This window comes from Hymenobacter negativus, assembly GCF_017571495.1.
Lineage (GTDB): Bacteria > Bacteroidota > Bacteroidia > Cytophagales > Hymenobacteraceae > Hymenobacter > Hymenobacter negativus.
The window spans coordinates 90,994-107,201 of sequence record NZ_JAGETZ010000004.1; the positions used below are offsets into that span (position 1 = coordinate 90,994).

The following is a 16,208-nucleotide window of genomic DNA, read 5'->3' on the forward strand; positions in this document are numbered from 1 at the left end:
ATGATTATCTACTTAATCCCCGCCCGGTTCAGTGCCGCCTGGTAGCGTTTGGCATTCATAATGTGCTCGGCTTCGGTCACGGCGTAGGCGTGGTAGCCGCTGAAATCTTCTTTGGCGCAGAAGTAGAGGTAGTTGTTCTGCTCCGGCTTCAGTACCGCGTCGATACTGGCGATGCTGGGCAGGTTGATGGGGCCGGGCGGCAGGCCGGCATACATATAGGTGTTGTAGGGCGAGTCTTTTTGCAGGTGCACATTGAGCACGCGCTTGATGGTGAAGTCGTGGTTAGCGTAGACTACGGTGGGGTCGGCCTGCAGCTTCATGCCGCGCTTGAGGCGGTTGAGGTAAACGGCGGCAATGCGCGGGCGCTCGTCGGCGTGCTGCTGCTGCTCGGCTTCCACGATGCTGGCTAGGGTGGTTACTTCAGCGCGGGTGAGGTGGAGTTTCTCGCGCTCAGCATCGCGGGCGGGCGTCCAGAATTGCTCGTAGGTGGTTTTTATGCGCTGCATCAGGCGAGTGGCCGTGGTGTTCCAATACATTTCATAGGTGTTTGGAATGAACATGGTAAGCACCGTGGTGGTATCGAAACCCAGGCTGCGGGTGTAAGCCGGGTCGCGCAGCAGCGAATCGAGCTGCTGGGCCGGCACGTCAACCTGGCTGGCCAGCTTCGCTACTAACTCGCTGCGCAGGCGCACGGTATTGAAGGTGAGACGTACCGGTGACTGGGCCCCGCTCTTCAGCACGTTGATGAGCTGGCGGTTGGTGAAGCCATCCTTCAGCTCGTAGTTGCCGGGCTTCACGGCGCCGGGCTTGTCGTATTTCATCAGCCGGGCCACGAAGTGCAGCGAAAGTTTATCCACTACGGCCCCGGTTTTGTCGATGGCATTCAGGGCAGTTTTCCAGTCGGCTCCGCGGGGGATTACCACGTAGCTGGGCTTGCCCTTGGTTTCGACGTTGGAAGTGAAGAAAATCTGGTAGAAATAATACGAGAAGCATACCAGCGCGAGCGTGATGACCACGCTAACGGTGGCCCAGCGCCGGCGGCGCTTCAGGGATTGGTTGCGGTATTCGATGGCCGACTTGCGGACGGGTTCAGACATGGCGTTAGATAGGAAATCCAGGGAGCAGCCTCAAAAGTACGAAGGGCGGCAAACGGAGCCGCAAATGAGGGTGGGTTCGTGGTGCATTTCGGCCGGGCGTAGTACCTTGCCCGCGCCTTCGCGCCCAGCCAGCAACCCCACGCTGTGCTCGCCCGTCTGTTGTCGGCCCCTGCCGGTCCTTGAACCACTTAATTTATTTGTTCCTTTATGCCCGCCACCCTCCTCCGCATTCATCCCGAAAATCCACCCCAAAACCGTATCCAACAAGCTGTTGATGTGTTGCGTAAAGGTGGAGTTATCATCTATCCAACCGATACGGTGTATGGCATCGGCTGCGACGTGACCAATGCCAAGGCCGTGGAAAGAGTATGCCGTATCAAAGGCATTAAGCCCGAAAAAGCCAACCTGAGCTTCATCTGCTACGACCTGTCGCACATCTCCGACTATGCTCACGGCATCACAACCGCGACTTACAAGGTTATTAAAAAAGCGCTGCCGGGCCCCTTCACGTTCCTGTTCGAAGCCAGCGCCGACGCTCCTCGTTTCGGCGGTGTGAAGCGCAAAACTGTCGGCATCCGCGTGCCCGATAACCAGATTATTCGTCAGTTGGTCAAAGAGCTCGGCAACCCAATTGTGAGCACCTCGGTGCGCGAAAGTGAGGAAACGCTGGAAGAATATGTGACCGACCCGGACCTGATTTACGAGAAATACCGCCTGCTCGTGGACCTCGTAATTGACGGTGGTTTTGGTGGCAACACCCCCAGCACCATAGTAGATTGCACCAACGACGACTTCGACATTGTGCGCGAAGGCGCCGGCGACATCGAGCCCTATTTGTAGGCTCGCCTGTCGTCGCGAGCGAAGCAATCTGTCCGCTCAATGCGACCGCATTATAAGATATAAAAAGCCCCGACTCTATCCAGAGTCGGGGCTTTTTGCTCATCGAAACGGCTTCCTCAATTCTCAAGGCTGGTCACGTTAGAAGGTTGCTGTGTTCAGCCCGCGATGACAAACGGTCGCTAGCGCTTGTGCTTCCATCTTCTATGCGTCCACAAGTACTGCTCGGGCGAGGCGCGCATGTCCTTTTCGAGTTCGCGGGCGAAGGCTTCAGTAACTGGAAAGGCACCGGCCGGGGCCAGCTTTGCCTCCCGGCCATCGGGCAGCTCGGTGAAGGTAACTTCGTAATAACCACGCCGCACGCGCCGGATACCAACGTAAAGGACTGCGCAGTCGAGCTGCACGGCGAGGCGGTCGGCGCTGGTGTAAAAGCTGGTATCTTGGTTGAGGAAGTCGGTCCAGTAGGGTTTGTCCTCGGGGCCGGCGGCCTGGTCGGTGAGGAGGCTGAGGGTGCGGCCTTCGCCGCGGTGTGCCACCAAGTAGCGCAGGGTGGCCAGCATGGGCACAGCATCGGCGCCGAGGCGGGTGCGGAGGCGGCGCATAAAGCTTTCGAAAAACAGGTTGTTCAGGGGCTTGTATACGCCGGCAGCCCGGCCGGGAAACTCCAGTGCGGCGCCAGACAGAATCCATTCCCAGTTGCCCATGTGCGAGCCAAGGGAGAGCACCAACCGCTTTTCGGCAAAATGGCGCGTCATCAATTCGGGATTGGTGAAGCGCATGCGCTGCCGCAACTCTTCGGGCGAAATGGCAGCGGCTTTCAAAATCTCAACTATTACCTGAGCAAAATGGCGGTAGAATGCCTTGCCCGTGCGCTCGATTTCGGCTGGTGACTTATCAGGAAAAGAGTTGCGCAGGTTTTCCGTGACCACGCGCCAGCGGTAGCGCACCACATAAGCCAGCAGGAAATAGATGAACTCCGCAAACAGGTACAGCACCGCCAGTGGCAGGTGCGCCAGGCCCAGCAGCAGCCAGCGCAACGGCTTGTAGTACCACGCGTAGGGCCGCCCGCTGGCTTTAATAGCGCCTTTTGTTGCCATGTTTAGTGAGGGGCAGCAGCCGCGCCGGGGGCAAATTCAGCTGTGCTGTGCTGGCCGATGGCGCGGTGGCCGGTCAGCAGCTTCTTGTTGCCGGGCCCGCCGTACACTTCAATAAACAGCGTGAACGGGCCATCGGGCAGCGGGCCCATGGGCAATTGGCCCACTACGGGGGTCGGCCGGCCGGCCTGGGGCGTCAGGGCCGCATCGGCATCGGCAGCCGAGCCGTCGGGGGTGGTGAGGTGATAATGCACGCGCAGCTCCTGCCCCACGGGCGCATTGTGCAGCTCGGTATAGAAGAATACGTTATCGGCGCCTCGGCCGTAGCTACCACTTGGGGCGCGGGTGAGACGGTAGCCGCCTCGGCTGAAGTTATCGTCGCTCCCACCTTTCACGGCCGGGCGCGAAAGCAACACGATATCTGTCATGAACGGGCCGGTCGGCGCTTCGAGCACCAGCGGCTTTTCGAGGGTCGTTTCGCCGTTGGCGCTGCGGTACTGGTCTTTCACGGTGCCGCGCAGGGTGTATTTGCCATCGGGCAGCATGACTCTTTTCAGGAAGCTCAGCGGATTTTTGATGGCAATGGTGGTGTCGGTGAGCACCGGCGGCTTCAGAGTCACGACTTCGTGGTAGGCGGAGGTGCCATCAGCTTTCAGAATATCGAGCGTCACCACGGCCGACGACTGGAAGGATTTCGGTGCCCGCTGCCGGTAGGTGAGCGGCTGCGTGGGCACGGTGACATAGATTTCTACCTCCGCGCCTTTCTCCACCTTATTCAGGTTGCGAAAACGGGCTACATCAAGCAGAATCTGGGGTGGGCCGGCTTGGGCAGCCAGCGTGGCAAGGGCAATGAGGATGGTGAGCAGGTAGCGCATGGGACAAAAGTACGGCGGGTGGAGGGCTGGCGTTGGGAAAGCCCCGGTTGATAACAGGTCGTCATACTGAGCGCAGGCGAAGCATGACGACCCTTCTTTACTAACACACTATTTTTGTGGCCAGCTACGGTAAACATTTACCGTGCCGCACCGTTCTCGTCCCGCTATGCGTGCCACCATCGCCTTCGTTCTGGGTTTGCTGATGCTGCTGGGCAGCCTCGTGCCCGACAACGACCTCGGCGAACTGGCCAAGCTGCCGGAACTGGCGAAGCACTACCAGTTTCACCACTCATCGGCTGGTGGCGGGCTCACGTTCGGCCAGTTTATGGTGGAGCACTACGGCGCGGGCACCAAGCATTACGATGGCTACAGCCTCTCGCAGCGGCACCAGCAGGACCATCACAACCTCCCCTTACGCTGCCATCATGGCTGCATCACGCTAAGCTTTGTGGTAGCGCCTGTGACGCGGTTGGTGTTTGTAGAGCGGCCGGTTCAGGTCCTGGTGCGGGCTTATCGGGTGGCGGCGGCGCCACGCTACGCCTTTATTTTTAGCACCTCGCTGGCCCAACCGCCCCGAGCGTAGCCTCCCCGCGCCTCCGGACGCAGTGTGCCCGCACCAGACTTGGTCCTGGCTCCGATTTCCGGCCCCTCTTCCCTCTCTTATTGGATTGTTAGCGCCTCTCGGGCCGGCTGATTTGCCGCGTTCGGGCCGGGTCGCATTGCACCGTTTCGCATGATTTCGGCGATTATTAATTTCAGCATTCGCAACAAGCTACTGGTGGGCCTGATGCTGGCGGGCCTCATTGCCTGGGGCATTTTTTCGGCCGCGAACCTGCCGCTCGACGCCATTCCGGATGTTACCAATAACCAGGTCCAAGTCATTACCCAAAGCCCGGCGCTGGCCGCACAGGAGGTCGAGCAGCTCATCACTGTGCCACTGGAGCTGGAACTGCGTACCATCCCCGGCGTCACGGAAATTCGCTCGATTTCCCGATTCGGCCTTTCGGTGATTACGGTGGTTTTTGAGGAAGACGTGGATACCTACCACACCCGCCAGCTGGTGGCCGAAAAGCTCAAAACGGCTGAGGCCGACCTTGGCCAGAACCTGGGCGCACCGGGTATGGCGCCCATCACCACAGGTCTGGGGGAGATTTATCAGTATACCCTCAAAGCTCAGCCCGGCTATGAGAAAACGTACGGCCTGTCCCAGCTGCGCGAAATTCAGGACTGGCTGGTGAAGCGCCGCTTGGCCGGCGTAAACGGCGTAGTGGACGTGAGCAGCTTCGGCGGCTACGTGCGGCAGTACGAAGTGAGCGTGGACCCGGCGCGGCTGGCGGGCGCGGGCGTGAGCATGGCCGAGCTTTACGGGGCCCTGCAAGCCAACAATGGTAATGCTGGCGGCAGCTACCTGGAGCGTGGGCCGCGAGCATTTTTCATTCGGGGCGAGGGCCGGGCCACCTCGCTGGCCGACATCGGCAACATCGTGGTGAAACCGGTGGGCACGCCCGGCCGGGGTGGCGCGCCGCTGCTCGTGCGCGACCTCGCAACTGTGCGCTTTGGCCACGCCGTGCGCTACGGTGCCATGAACCGCGACGGCCAAGGCGAAACCGTGGGCGGCGTAGTGCTCATGCTGAAAGGGGCTAGCTCGGAAGCCACCATTAAAAACGTGAAGGCCCGAGTGGCCGAAATTCAGCAAACGCTGCCCGAAGGCCTGGAAATAGAGCCCTTTCTTGACCGTACCAAGCTGGTGGACAAGGCCATTCATACCGTGGTCAAAAACCTGGTAGAAGGTGGTATTATCGTGATTGCGGTGTTGCTGCTACTGCTCGGCAACCTGCGGGCCGGGCTGGTGGTGGCGGGCATGATTCCGCTGTGCATGTTCTTTGCGCTGGGCTTGATGAACACCTTTGGTGTATCGGCTAACCTTATGAGCCTCGGGGCGTTGGACTTTGGCCTCATCGTGGACGGGGCTGTGATTATCGTGGAGGCCGTCATCGCCCACCTGCTACACGAGCGCGCCAAGGCCGCCCACGAAACCATGGACGACATCACTCAGGACGTGACCGCGCGGCTCATGCGCTCGGCCCTGTTTGGCCAGCTCATCATCCTGATTGTGTATTTGCCCATCCTCTCGCTCACCGGCGTGGAGGGCAAGATGTTCCGGCCCATGGCCCTCACTGTGAGTTTCGCCATCATGGGCGCTATGCTTCTGTGCCTCACCTACGTGCCGGCTGTCACGGCCTGGGCTTTGAAAAAAAATATCAGCGAGAAGCCCAACCTGGCCGACCGCATTGTGGGCTTTTTGCATCGCTTGTACGTCCCCATTATTCGGGCAGCGCTGGGGGCGCGTTGGCCGGTACTGGGCGGGGCCGTAGCACTGCTGGCGCTGGGTGGCTTCGTGTTTTCGCGCTTGGGCGGCGAGTTTATTCCGCAGCTTGACGAAGGTGATTTTGCCGTGAATGTGACCTTGTCGCCGGGGTCGTCGCTGGATGAAAGCGTGCTGCTGACATCCCGGATTCAGCGCCTTCTGAAAAGCCAGTTTCCGGAAGTGCTGCAAGTGGTGGGCAAAATCGGCACCTCGGAAATCCCCACCGACCCCATGTCGCTGGAAGACAGCGACCAGATGATTATCCTAAAAGACCGTGCCGACTGGACCAGCGCCCACACCCGTGAGGAGCTGGCCGACAAGATGCAGAAGGCCCTGGCCGGTGTGCCCGGCGTCAACCTAGAGTTTCAGCAGCCCATCCAGATGCGATTTAACGAGCTGATTTCCGGCGTGAAGTCGGACATTTCGGTCAAGATTTATGGCGACGACCTCGACCTGCTCAAAGCCAAAGCCGACGAAGCGGCCGCCCTTATCCGCCCGCTGACTGGCGTGGGCGACCTCAAAGTGGAGCAAATAATTGGCTTGCCGCAGCTGCGTGTGCGCTACGACCGCGCCCGACTGGCCCAGTACGGCCTGCGGGTTTCGGACCTCAACACCCTGCTGCAAACCGCTTTTGCGGGCCAAACCACCGGCCAGGTGTACGAAGGTGAGCGCCGCTTCGACCTCGTGCTGCGCCTTGATTCTCTGCATCGCCGTGGCCCCGACGACCTCAACCAACTCCTTGTGTCGCTGCCCGATGGCGGCCAGATTCCCCTGGCCGAGGTAGCTACTGTGGCCCTGCACCCCGCCCCCGCCCAAATCTCGCGCGACGACGCCCGCCGCCGCGTCAACATCGGCGTGAATGTACGCGGCCGCGACGTGCAAAGCCTCGTGCAGGAAATCCAGGCCAAGCTGAAAACGAGCCTGCGCCTACCGCCTGGCTACAGCATCGTCTACGGCGGCCAGTTCGAGAACCTTAACCATGCGAAAGAGCGGTTGGCGGTGGCTGTGCCGGTGTCGCTGGTGCTCATTTTCATGCTGTTGTTCCTGGCCTTTCGCTCAGTGAAGGAAGCATTGCTGATTTTTACGGGTATTCCGCTGGCAGCCATTGGCGGTGTGCTGGCACTGGCGCTACGCGGGATGCCGTTCAGCATTTCGGCCGGCGTGGGCTTCATCGCACTGTTTGGTGTGGCCGTTTTGAATGGTATTGTATTGGTGGCCAGCCTCAATGAGTTGGCCACAGCAGGCCTCACAAAAATCCGTGAGCGGGTGCTACGGGCTACTGAGGAGCGGTTTCGGCCGGTACTGCTCACGGCTTCGGTAGCCTCGCTGGGCTTTTTGCCAATGGCCTTATCCAACTCGGCCGGCGCGGAGGTGCAAAAGCCCTTGGCTACTGTCGTCATTGGCGGGCTGATAACGGCCACGCTGCTCACGCTGGTGGTACTGCCAGTGCTCTACACCTTCTTTGTGAAGGACGACGAGCCCAGTCCGCTGGAAGCCGCCGAAGCAGCTCACGAAGCCAAAGTCGCGGAAGAAACCGGCCGTAAGCCTAAAACTGACCCCAATAAGCCGGATGCGAAAAGTCCGGATTATCCTAACAGTACGGGCGTAGGTGCGGCCGGAACGTCAGCAGTGGTACTGTTTGCACTGGCGGCGCTGGTTCCGGTTGCCGCCCGCTCCCAAACCAAAGCCCCGACCGATGCCCCGCTCAGCATCTCGCAGGCCCTCACCACCGGCTTGGCTCAAAGCCCGCTCATTCAAGCCGCCACGCTACAAGCGCAGCAGCAAGCTGCCTTATCCCGCACCGGCTACGACCTGCCCCGTCTGACCATCGACTACCAATACGGCCAAATTCAGGGCCGGCTCAACGACCAAACGTTCAATATCTTGCAGCAGTCGGCCTTTCCCACCTTGTATGCCGCTCAGCGCAAGGTGCTCCAAACCGCCGCCGAAGGTGCCAGTATCCGGACCAGTGCTCAGCGCCGCGAGCTAGCCCGTAGCATCCGCTCCAGCTACTATGGCCTGCTGGTGACCTACCGCCTGCAGGCCCTGTTGCGCCGCCAGGACAGCCTCTACCAGCGGGCCGCCCGCGCCGCTCGCATCCGCTACCAGGTAGGCGAAACCAACCGCCTGGAACAAGTCTCGGCCGAAGCCCGCGCCCACGAGCTGCAAAACCGCCTTGCTACCCTGCGTTCCGATTTAGTGGTACAGCGCCGCCAGCTGGCTCTGCTTCTTGGCCAGTCCAGCCTGGCCAGCATCGACACCACCGCTAGCCCGCGCGCCACTCTGCTGCCCGCCGATACAGCCACCCTCACGCCCGCCACTAACCCCACGCTGGCCCTTTACCAGCAACAGCTAACCCTCAGCCAGCAGCAAACCAAAGTTGAGAAGCTGCGCCGCCTGCCCGACCTCCGCGCTGGCTATTTCAATCAAAGCATCAATCAAGAAAAGAGTTTCCAGGTGGCGCAGGCTGGCATTGCGGTGCCGCTGTTGGGGGGCGTGCAACGTGGCCGTATTGCCGCTGCCAAGTTGGGTGAGGAAGCCGCTCAAGTCCAGCTAGCTTACGCCAACACCCAATTCAGCACCCAGCTCAGTACCTTCCGCCAGCAGTTGGCTCGCGCCCAGGCCTCCCTTCTTTACTACGAAACCTACGCCCTTCCGCAAGCCCGCCTCATCCTCAATACCGCGGAGAAAAGCTTTCGCTCCGGAGATATCGAGTACGTGGAATACGTGGTGAACACCCAGCCTGCCTGGCAAATCCAGGAGGCCTATCTGGAGCAGCTCCGCCAATACAACGAGTTGGCTGCCAATGTCAAATCCCTAACTGGCAACGATTAATCTTTTTGCACATAGCTCACTGATTTATATGAGTTCCGCAAAACATCGAAGGCTCCTTTAACGCTGTGCAAGCCTGTCAATAGAAATTCCGATGAAATATTTCCCCTTCCTCTTATTCCTCATTGCCTGCGGTAAAGAAGCTGAAACATCCACCGCCGAAAAGCCCGCCACCCCACCGCCCCGCGCGCCCAATGAAGTTTTGCTCAGTAAAGCCCAGTTGCAAGCTGCCGGCATCGAGCTGGGCACTTTCACCCGGCGCGACCTGGGCACCGAAGTGCAGGCCACGGGCCAGATAGACGTGCCTCCCAGCCACCGCGTGTCCGTCACGGCCATTATGGGCGGCTACGTGGAGCGCCTGCCGATACTACCCGGCCAATACGTGACGCGAGGCACCGTCCTGGCTACCCTGCGCAGCCCCGAATACCTCAAGCTGCAACAGGACTACCTGCAAAGCCAGGCGCGCATCGTGTTTCTAAAGCAGGAAACCAGCCGCCAGCAAATCCTCAACGACGAGGACGTGGGAGCCCGCCGTAAGCTTCAGCAAGCCACTTCCGAGTTGCGCACCGAGCAGGCCGCGGCTGGCAGCCTCGCCGCCCAGCTCCGCCTCATTGGTCTGAGACCGGAGTCGCTTAGCGCTACGCACATCAAGCCAAATGTGCCACTCACTGCCCCCATCAGCGGCTACGTGAAGGCAGTACTGGCTAACCCCGGCCAGTTTGTGAGCCCGCAGGATGTCCTGATTGAACTCGTGGACCGCTCCGACCTGCACCTGGAGCTAAAAGTATTTGAGCGCGACATTGCCAAAATAAAAATTGGCCAGGATATTCTGTTCCGGGTGCCCGCCCAGGGTGCCGATGCCCAGCCGCTGCCCGCCACGGTGTTTCTGGTCGGCAAATCATTTGATGACGACGGCCGCACCGTCCCCGTCCACGCCCATCTGCACGACACCGGCCCCGATGCGGCTGCCACTGCCGCCCTCCTACCCGGCCAATACGTCAGTGCCCGCATCCTCACCGGCCGCACGCCCCAGCGCACCCTGCCCGAAGATGCCCTCGTGCCCGGCGGCGAAGTCAGCTACGGCTATTACCAGATTAAAACGGATGAAAGCGGCAGCACTTTCCGCCGTTTCAGCCTCCGTCCCGGCGCCACTGACCAAGGCCAAGTAGCCGTGCGGCTGCTGGATAAACTATCCGACACCACCCATTTGGTTGTCAAAGGGGCCTACTTTCTGGACGCTGAACGCAACAAAGGTCAAGGCGGTGATGATTAGGACGCACAGAACGTTATGCCTCGCTACGCGCTGCATGACGTTCTTTTGTTAACCAATATCCCTGCCCTAACCCACTGATGATTATTCTCTCCGAGCTCCACTACCACCCGCCCGCCGCCTTATTTGCAACCCTTATGCACGCCGATGGCCTGTTGCTGGAAGCCCACGAGCACTACCGCAAGCAAACCTATCGCAACCGCTGCCTCATTCGCACCGCGCAGGGCGTGCAGCCGCTCACGGTGCCGGTTATCGATGGCAACCGGGCCGAAAAGGTCAGCATTTCGGCAATTGAAATCGACTACCGGCAGAACTGGATTCACCGGCACTGGCGTACCCTGCAAACGGCCTACGGTAATAGCCCGTATTTCGAGTACTATGCCGACTACCTGCATGATATCTACGTAAGTAAACCAGCATTGCTTTTTGACCTAAACCAGCAGTTTTTACGTTTATTGCTGAAGTGTTTCCGGCTCACGCTGCCAGTGCAGCTTACCACCAAATACCACGCCTACTACCCTGCGCAACCTTCTGCCGATAATACTGGTCTTCTTTCTACCCAGCCCAGCATCGCCGACCGGCGCGACTGGCTGACACCCAAAGCCAGCGTAAAAACCCCCGAACCTGACACTCCGGCAGCCTCCGCCCTCGTGCGGCCCTATCCGCAGGTGTTTGGCCCAGGTTTTGAGCCCGGCCTAAGTGTGCTGGACCTGCTGTTTTCGCAGGGACCGGCGGCCGGCAGTTTTTTTATTGTGTAGTAAGCTTTAGCTTGCCGGCCAACGTATTTAGGAGTAATTCTTCCCGCTTGTTTTCTCCTGCGGCCAGCGCAAGCTTACCACAGGCTGTCCGAACCTTCGCCCGAACCGGCTTGTTTTCAAGTCACCTCGGCCCAACCCGTCATTCGTGTTACTCGCCCGACGCGGGGCTTATTAGATTTTTCACTACGTTTATTGGCATGGAAGCTAAATTCTCAAACCGCGTCAAAGAGGTTATTTCCCTCAGTCGGGAGGAGGCCATCCGTCTCGGCCACGATTACATCGGCACCGAACACTTACTGCTTGGCATGATTCGCGAAGCCGAAGGCACTGCCCTCGGCCTATTGCGCAAGCTGGGCGTGAGCATCGACGAGCTGAAGTTTTCGCTGGAGCAGGCCACCCGCAACACCGCTACCCAGGGCACCAGCATCACCGGCTCGATTCCGCTCACCAAGCAGACCGAGAAGGTGTTGAAAATAACCTACTTGGAGGCCAAAATTTTCAAGTCCGAAATCATCGGCACCGAACACCTGCTGTTGTCCATCCTGCGGGATGAGGACAACATTTCTTCCCAAATTCTCAGCAAATTCAACGTGAACTACGAAACTGTGCGCGACTCGCTGGATTACCACGGTAACGCCGGCGCGGCTCCGCAAAACCGCACGCCCGATACGGACGACGACGATAACGACCGCCTCTTTGGCGCTTCCGGCCCCGGTGGTGGCCGTGGTGGCGCTGCTGGTGCTGGTGCTGCCAAGAAGCCCGGCGAAAAATCGCGCACCCCGGTGCTCGACAACTTCGGCCGCGACCTCACTAAGTTGGCCGAAGACGATAAACTAGACCCTATCGTAGGTCGGGAAAAAGAAATTGAGCGCGTGGCCCAAATCCTGAGCCGCCGCAAAAAGAATAACCCCATCCTCATTGGTGAGCCGGGCGTGGGTAAAACGGCCATCGCCGAAGGCCTCGCCCTGCGCATCATCCAGAAGAAAGTAAGCCGTGTGCTCTTCAACAAGCGCGTTGTGACCCTCGATTTGGCTTCGCTGGTGGCAGGTACCAAGTACCGCGGCCAGTTTGAAGAGCGCATGAAGGCCGTGATGAACGAGCTGGAGAAGTCGCCCGACGTGATTCTGTTCATTGACGAGTTGCACACCATTGTTGGCGCCGGCGGTGCTTCTGGCTCGTTGGATGCTTCCAACATGTTCAAGCCGGCCTTGGCCCGCGGCGAGATTCAATGCATCGGCGCCACCACGCTGGATGAGTACCGTCAGTACATCGAGAAAGATGGTGCTTTGGCCCGTCGTTTCCAGATGGTGATGGTGGACCCCACCACCCCCGAGGAAACCATCGAAATCCTGCACAACATCAAGGACAAGTATCAGGACCACCACCACGTGGTGTACACCGATAAGGCCATTGAGCAGTGCGTGATGCTGTCGGACCGCTATATGAGCGACCGTTTCCTGCCAGACAAGGCCATCGACATTCTTGATGAAGCTGGTGCCCGGGTGCATATCAACAACATTGTGGTGCCCGAGGATATTCTCACGCTCGAAGAGCAGATTGAGAACATCAAAGGCGAGAAAAACCGCGTGGTGAAATCGCAGAAATACGAGGAAGCCGCTAAGCTCCGCGACACCGAGAAGAAACTGCTGGACCAGCTCGACACGGCTAAAAAGTCGTGGGAAGAGGAAACCAAGAAGAAGCGCTACACGGTTAAAGAGGAGAACGTGGCCGAGGTTATTGCCATGATGACCGGCATCCCTGTTTCGCGTGTGGCCCAGAACGAAAGCCAGAAACTCCTCAACATGAACGAGGAGTTGCAAGGCAAAGTAATTGGCCAAGACAAAGCCATCAAACAGTTGGTGAAAGCCATACAGCGTACTCGCGTTGGCTTAAAAGACCCCAAGAAGCCCATCGGCTCGTTCGTATTCCTCGGCCCGACGGGTGTGGGTAAAACAGAGCTGGCTAAGGTGCTTGCCACTTATCTCTTCGATAAAGAAGATGCGCTGGTGCGTGTCGACATGTCGGAGTACATGGAGAAATTCAGCGTATCGCGCTTGGTAGGCGCGCCTCCCGGCTACGTAGGCTACGAAGAAGGCGGCCAGTTGACGGAGAAAATCCGCCGCAAACCGTACTCGGTTATCCTGCTCGACGAGATTGAGAAAGCGCACCCAGACGTGTATAACCTACTTCTGCAAGTGCTGGACGACGGCATCCTAACCGACGGCCTCGGCCGCAAGGTGGACTTCCGAAACACCATCATCATCATGACCTCGAACATTGGGGCACGTGACCTTCAGGACTTCGGCGCCGGCATCGGCTTTGGCACCAAGGCCCGTCAGGAGAACATGGACGAGTTGACTAAAGGCACCATCACCAATGCCCTGAAGAAGACCTTCTCGCCCGAGTTCCTGAACCGCTTGGATGATGTTATTGTCTTCAACTCGCTCGAGAAAAAGGACATTCACCGCATCATCGACATCAGCCTCAGCAAGCTCCTCTCGCGGGTGCAGGCCTTGGGCTACCGTGTTGAGTTGACGGAAGCTGCTAAGGATTTCGTGGCTGACAAAGGCTACGACCCGAAATACGGTGCCCGTCCGCTGAACCGTGCTATCCAGAAATACATCGAAGACCCGATTGCTGAGGAGATTCTCAAAGCCCAGGTAGTACACGGTGACGTCATCACCGCAGACTATGCTGAAGGTGCTGAGGAACTGACCTTTGCCGTAAGCAAGAGCGGCGAGGCCCAGAACCTTGCCAGCGACGAGCGCCCGGCCGACAAGCCGGAAGCACCCGACGCTGATACAAAGAAGTAAGCTGCTCGCAGCAACTAGAAACGGCTGGTTTCCGCAAGGGAGCCAGCCGTTTTTTATATCTTGGTGGTATACCCTGTTCTCACCTACACCTTAAGCAATGAGCAAGCAAATCACGAAGATTCTAAGAGTCAGCTTATTCCTCTTCCTCCCTGGTATCGCGCTGGCGCAACATCAGAAGCCCGAGCTGCCCTATAATGCGAGTCTTGTTACACTCCAGCCCGAGGCCGGAACCGGTAATCCCGCCTTCCAGCCTTCGGCCACGATACGCGGTATGAAAGCGCTATCGGATGGTAAAGTTTATTTGGTTTCGACCGATGACAAGTCGCTTTCGGCTTACCAAGGCAACCGCCTGGTTTGGAAAGCCAACGTGGTAGAGGCTTGCCCTACCATCGTCGGACAGCACAAGATTCGGAAAGTGACCCTCAGCCCTAAAACGCTTTTTGTAGTGGTTGGGACTCGCACTTTTGCCGAGGTCGATGCTGCGACGGGCAAAATAGTAGTTGCCGATGTGCAGCGGAATTAATTGATGACTGGCGTAGGCGCACATTTTCACAGATGGTGAGCTACCGCTCGACGTCCCGAAACCACTGCCCGACAAAAGGGTGTCGGCTCATAATCTACCGATAACCTACCTTTGAACTACTCATTCCCGCGCATCATTCCCACCCGCGCGCTAACCCTTACCCATGCCCGACCCACACGCCCACGCCCACCTTTCCAAAACTGAACTGCTGGCCCGCAAAAACGAAGAAGCCCTCCTTGGCGGCGGCCAAGCTCGCATCGATGCCCAACACAAAAAAGGCAAGCTCACCGCCCGCGAACGGGTCGACTTGCTGATGGACGAAGGCTCATTTGAGGAAATTGGCAAGTTTGTAATGCACCGCTCTAAGGACTTTGGTCTGGACAAGGAACATTACCTCGGCGATGGCGTGATAACGGGCTACGGCACAGTGCATGGCCGCTTAGTCTATGTCTTCTCGCAAGACTTCACGGTTTTTGGCGGCTCGCTGAGCGAAACCCACGCCGAGAAAATCGTCAAAATCATGGACCTCGCTATGAAGAATGGCGCGCCCGTCATTGGCCTGAACGACTCCGGTGGGGCCCGCATCCAAGAAGGTGTAGTGAGCCTCGGCGGCTATGCCGACATCTTCTATAAGAATACGCTGGCTTCGGGCGTGGTCCCGCAGCTATCGGCCATTATGGGACCGTGTGCAGGCGGCGCAGTCTATTCGCCAGCCATTACGGATTTTATTCTGATGGTGGAGCATACGAGCTACATGTTCGTGACCGGCCCCAACGTGGTGAAAACTGTGACCCACGAAAATGTGACCAGCGAGGAGCTTGGCGGGGCCAGCACGCATTCGGCCAAGAGCGGCGTTACGCACTTTAGCTGCGCGAATGAGGTGGTGGCCATCAACCACATCAAGCAGCTGCTGAGCTACATGCCGCAGAACTGCGAAGAAACGGCACCACGCCAGCCCTACGAGGCCAATGGCGATGAAAGCCGCCCGGTACTTGACAAGCTGATTCCCGAAAATGCCAACCAGCCTTACGATATGCGCGAGGTGGTGGAAGGTATCATCGACGAGGGCTCGTTCATGGAGGTACACCAGAATTTCGCGGAGAATATTGTCGTCGGCTTTGCCCGCTTGGCCGGTCGTAGCATCGGCATTGTGGGCAACCAGCCCGCTGTACTGGCAGGAGTGCTCGACATCAATGCCAGCACCAAAGCTGCTCGCTTTGTGCGCTTCTGCGACTCGTTCAATATCCCGCTGCTGGTGCTGGAAGATGTGCCTGGCTTCCTGCCCGGCACCGACCAGGAGTGGCGCGGCATCATTACCAACGGCGCCAAGCTACTCTATGCTTTCTGCGAAGCCACCGTGCCGCGCATCACCGTGATTACCCGCAAAGCCTACGGCGGCGCGTACGACGTGATGAACTCCAAGCACATTGGGGCCGATATGAACTACGCCTGGCCCACGGCCGAAATCGCGGTAATGGGTGCCAAAGGCGCGGCCGAAATCATCTTCAAGCGCGAAATTGCCCAAGCCGAGAACCCCGAAGCCAAGCTCCAGGAAAAGGTGGACGAATACCAGGAAAAATTCGCTACCCCCTACCGTGCTGCTCACCGCGGGTTTGTAGATGAAGTTATTCTGCCCTCGCAAACGCGTCAGAAATTGATTCGGGCATTTAAGATGCTCGAAAACAAAGTGGATACCATGCCACGTAAGAAGCACGGTAACATTCCGCTATAAGCTCAACCA

At 58.6% G+C, this 16,208-nt stretch carries 11 protein-coding genes; 8 read left to right on the forward strand and 3 right to left on the reverse strand.

Translation table 11 applies throughout. The features are described 5' to 3' along the window. Positions 1 to 8: 8 nt before the first annotated feature. Positions 9 to 1,097: an endolytic transglycosylase MltG gene (gene mltG / locus J4E00_RS10115; RefSeq protein WP_208175035.1), complete on the reverse strand. Its 1,089-nt coding sequence runs from the start codon at positions 1,095 to 1,097 to the stop codon at positions 9 to 11. Between the two features lie 207 nt (positions 1,098 to 1,304). On the opposite strand from mltG, the gene J4E00_RS10120 reads away from it, so the two are divergent. Further along, positions 1,305 to 1,937 carry an L-threonylcarbamoyladenylate synthase gene (locus tag J4E00_RS10120; protein WP_208175036.1) on the forward strand — a complete coding sequence of 211 codons (633 nt, stop codon included), beginning with the start codon at positions 1,305 to 1,307 and terminating at the stop codon, positions 1,935 to 1,937. 179 nt (positions 1,938 to 2,116) lie between these two features. Here J4E00_RS10120 and J4E00_RS10125 read toward each other — a convergent pair whose 3' ends face one another. Beyond that, positions 2,117 to 3,031 (reverse strand): lysophospholipid acyltransferase family protein, encoded by a 915-nt coding sequence (locus J4E00_RS10125; protein WP_236049693.1) that lies wholly within the window; start codon positions 3,029 to 3,031, stop codon positions 2,117 to 2,119. Between the two features lie 2 nt (positions 3,032 to 3,033). After that, positions 3,034 to 3,903: a hypothetical protein gene (locus J4E00_RS10130; RefSeq protein WP_208175037.1), complete on the reverse strand. Its 870-nt coding sequence runs from the start codon at positions 3,901 to 3,903 to the stop codon at positions 3,034 to 3,036. A gap of 166 nt (positions 3,904 to 4,069) precedes the next feature. On the opposite strand from J4E00_RS10130, the gene J4E00_RS10135 reads away from it, so the two are divergent. From J4E00_RS10135 to J4E00_RS10165, 7 genes are all read left to right on the forward strand, one after another. Continuing rightward, positions 4,070 to 4,486 (forward strand): hypothetical protein, encoded by a 417-nt coding sequence (locus J4E00_RS10135; protein ID WP_208175038.1) that lies wholly within the window; start codon positions 4,070 to 4,072, stop codon positions 4,484 to 4,486. A 150-nt stretch (positions 4,487 to 4,636) separates the two neighbouring features. Continuing rightward, positions 4,637 to 9,106, forward strand: coding sequence for a CusA/CzcA family heavy metal efflux RND transporter (locus tag J4E00_RS10140; RefSeq protein ID WP_208175039.1), 4,470 nt, complete (start codon positions 4,637 to 4,639; stop codon positions 9,104 to 9,106). 91 nt (positions 9,107 to 9,197) lie between these two features. After that, positions 9,198 to 10,376, forward strand: a complete 1,179-nt coding sequence (locus J4E00_RS10145) for an efflux RND transporter periplasmic adaptor subunit (RefSeq protein WP_208175040.1) — start codon at positions 9,198 to 9,200, stop codon at positions 10,374 to 10,376. A 77-nt stretch (positions 10,377 to 10,453) separates the two neighbouring features. Further along, on the forward strand, positions 10,454 to 11,131 hold the full coding sequence (locus J4E00_RS10150) for a WbqC family protein (protein WP_208175041.1): 678 nt from the start codon (positions 10,454 to 10,456) through the stop codon (positions 11,129 to 11,131). 197 nt (positions 11,132 to 11,328) lie between these two features. Next, on the forward strand, positions 11,329 to 13,944 hold the full coding sequence (locus J4E00_RS10155) for an ATP-dependent Clp protease ATP-binding subunit (RefSeq protein WP_208175042.1): 2,616 nt from the start codon (positions 11,329 to 11,331) through the stop codon (positions 13,942 to 13,944). Between the two features lie 97 nt (positions 13,945 to 14,041). Further along, complete coding sequence (locus J4E00_RS10160; protein WP_208175043.1) at positions 14,042 to 14,467, forward strand: hypothetical protein; 426 nt, start codon at positions 14,042 to 14,044, stop codon at positions 14,465 to 14,467. A 163-nt stretch (positions 14,468 to 14,630) separates the two neighbouring features. Beyond that, positions 14,631 to 16,199, forward strand: coding sequence for an acyl-CoA carboxylase subunit beta (locus J4E00_RS10165; RefSeq protein ID WP_208175044.1), 1,569 nt, complete (start codon positions 14,631 to 14,633; stop codon positions 16,197 to 16,199). Positions 16,200 to 16,208 lie beyond the last annotated feature (9 nt).

Coding starts and splice junctions, on each gene's coding strand:
- mltG (WP_208175035.1), bottom strand. CDS start 1,097: ATGTCTGAACCCGTCCGCAAGTCGGCCATCGAATACCGCAACCAATCC.
- J4E00_RS10120 (WP_208175036.1), top strand. CDS start 1,305: ATGCCCGCCACCCTCCTCCGCATTCATCCCGAAAATCCACCCCAAAAC.
- J4E00_RS10125 (WP_236049693.1), bottom strand. CDS start 3,031: ATGGCAACAAAAGGCGCTATTAAAGCCAGCGGGCGGCCCTACGCGTGG.
- J4E00_RS10130 (WP_208175037.1), bottom strand. CDS start 3,903: ATGCGCTACCTGCTCACCATCCTCATTGCCCTTGCCACGCTGGCTGCC.
- J4E00_RS10135 (WP_208175038.1), top strand. CDS start 4,070: ATGCGTGCCACCATCGCCTTCGTTCTGGGTTTGCTGATGCTGCTGGGC.
- J4E00_RS10140 (WP_208175039.1), top strand. CDS start 4,637: ATGATTTCGGCGATTATTAATTTCAGCATTCGCAACAAGCTACTGGTG.
- J4E00_RS10145 (WP_208175040.1), top strand. CDS start 9,198: ATGAAATATTTCCCCTTCCTCTTATTCCTCATTGCCTGCGGTAAAGAA.
- J4E00_RS10150 (WP_208175041.1), top strand. CDS start 10,454: ATGATTATTCTCTCCGAGCTCCACTACCACCCGCCCGCCGCCTTATTT.
- J4E00_RS10155 (WP_208175042.1), top strand. CDS start 11,329: ATGGAAGCTAAATTCTCAAACCGCGTCAAAGAGGTTATTTCCCTCAGT.
- J4E00_RS10160 (WP_208175043.1), top strand. CDS start 14,042: ATGAGCAAGCAAATCACGAAGATTCTAAGAGTCAGCTTATTCCTCTTC.
- J4E00_RS10165 (WP_208175044.1), top strand. CDS start 14,631: ATGCCCGACCCACACGCCCACGCCCACCTTTCCAAAACTGAACTGCTG.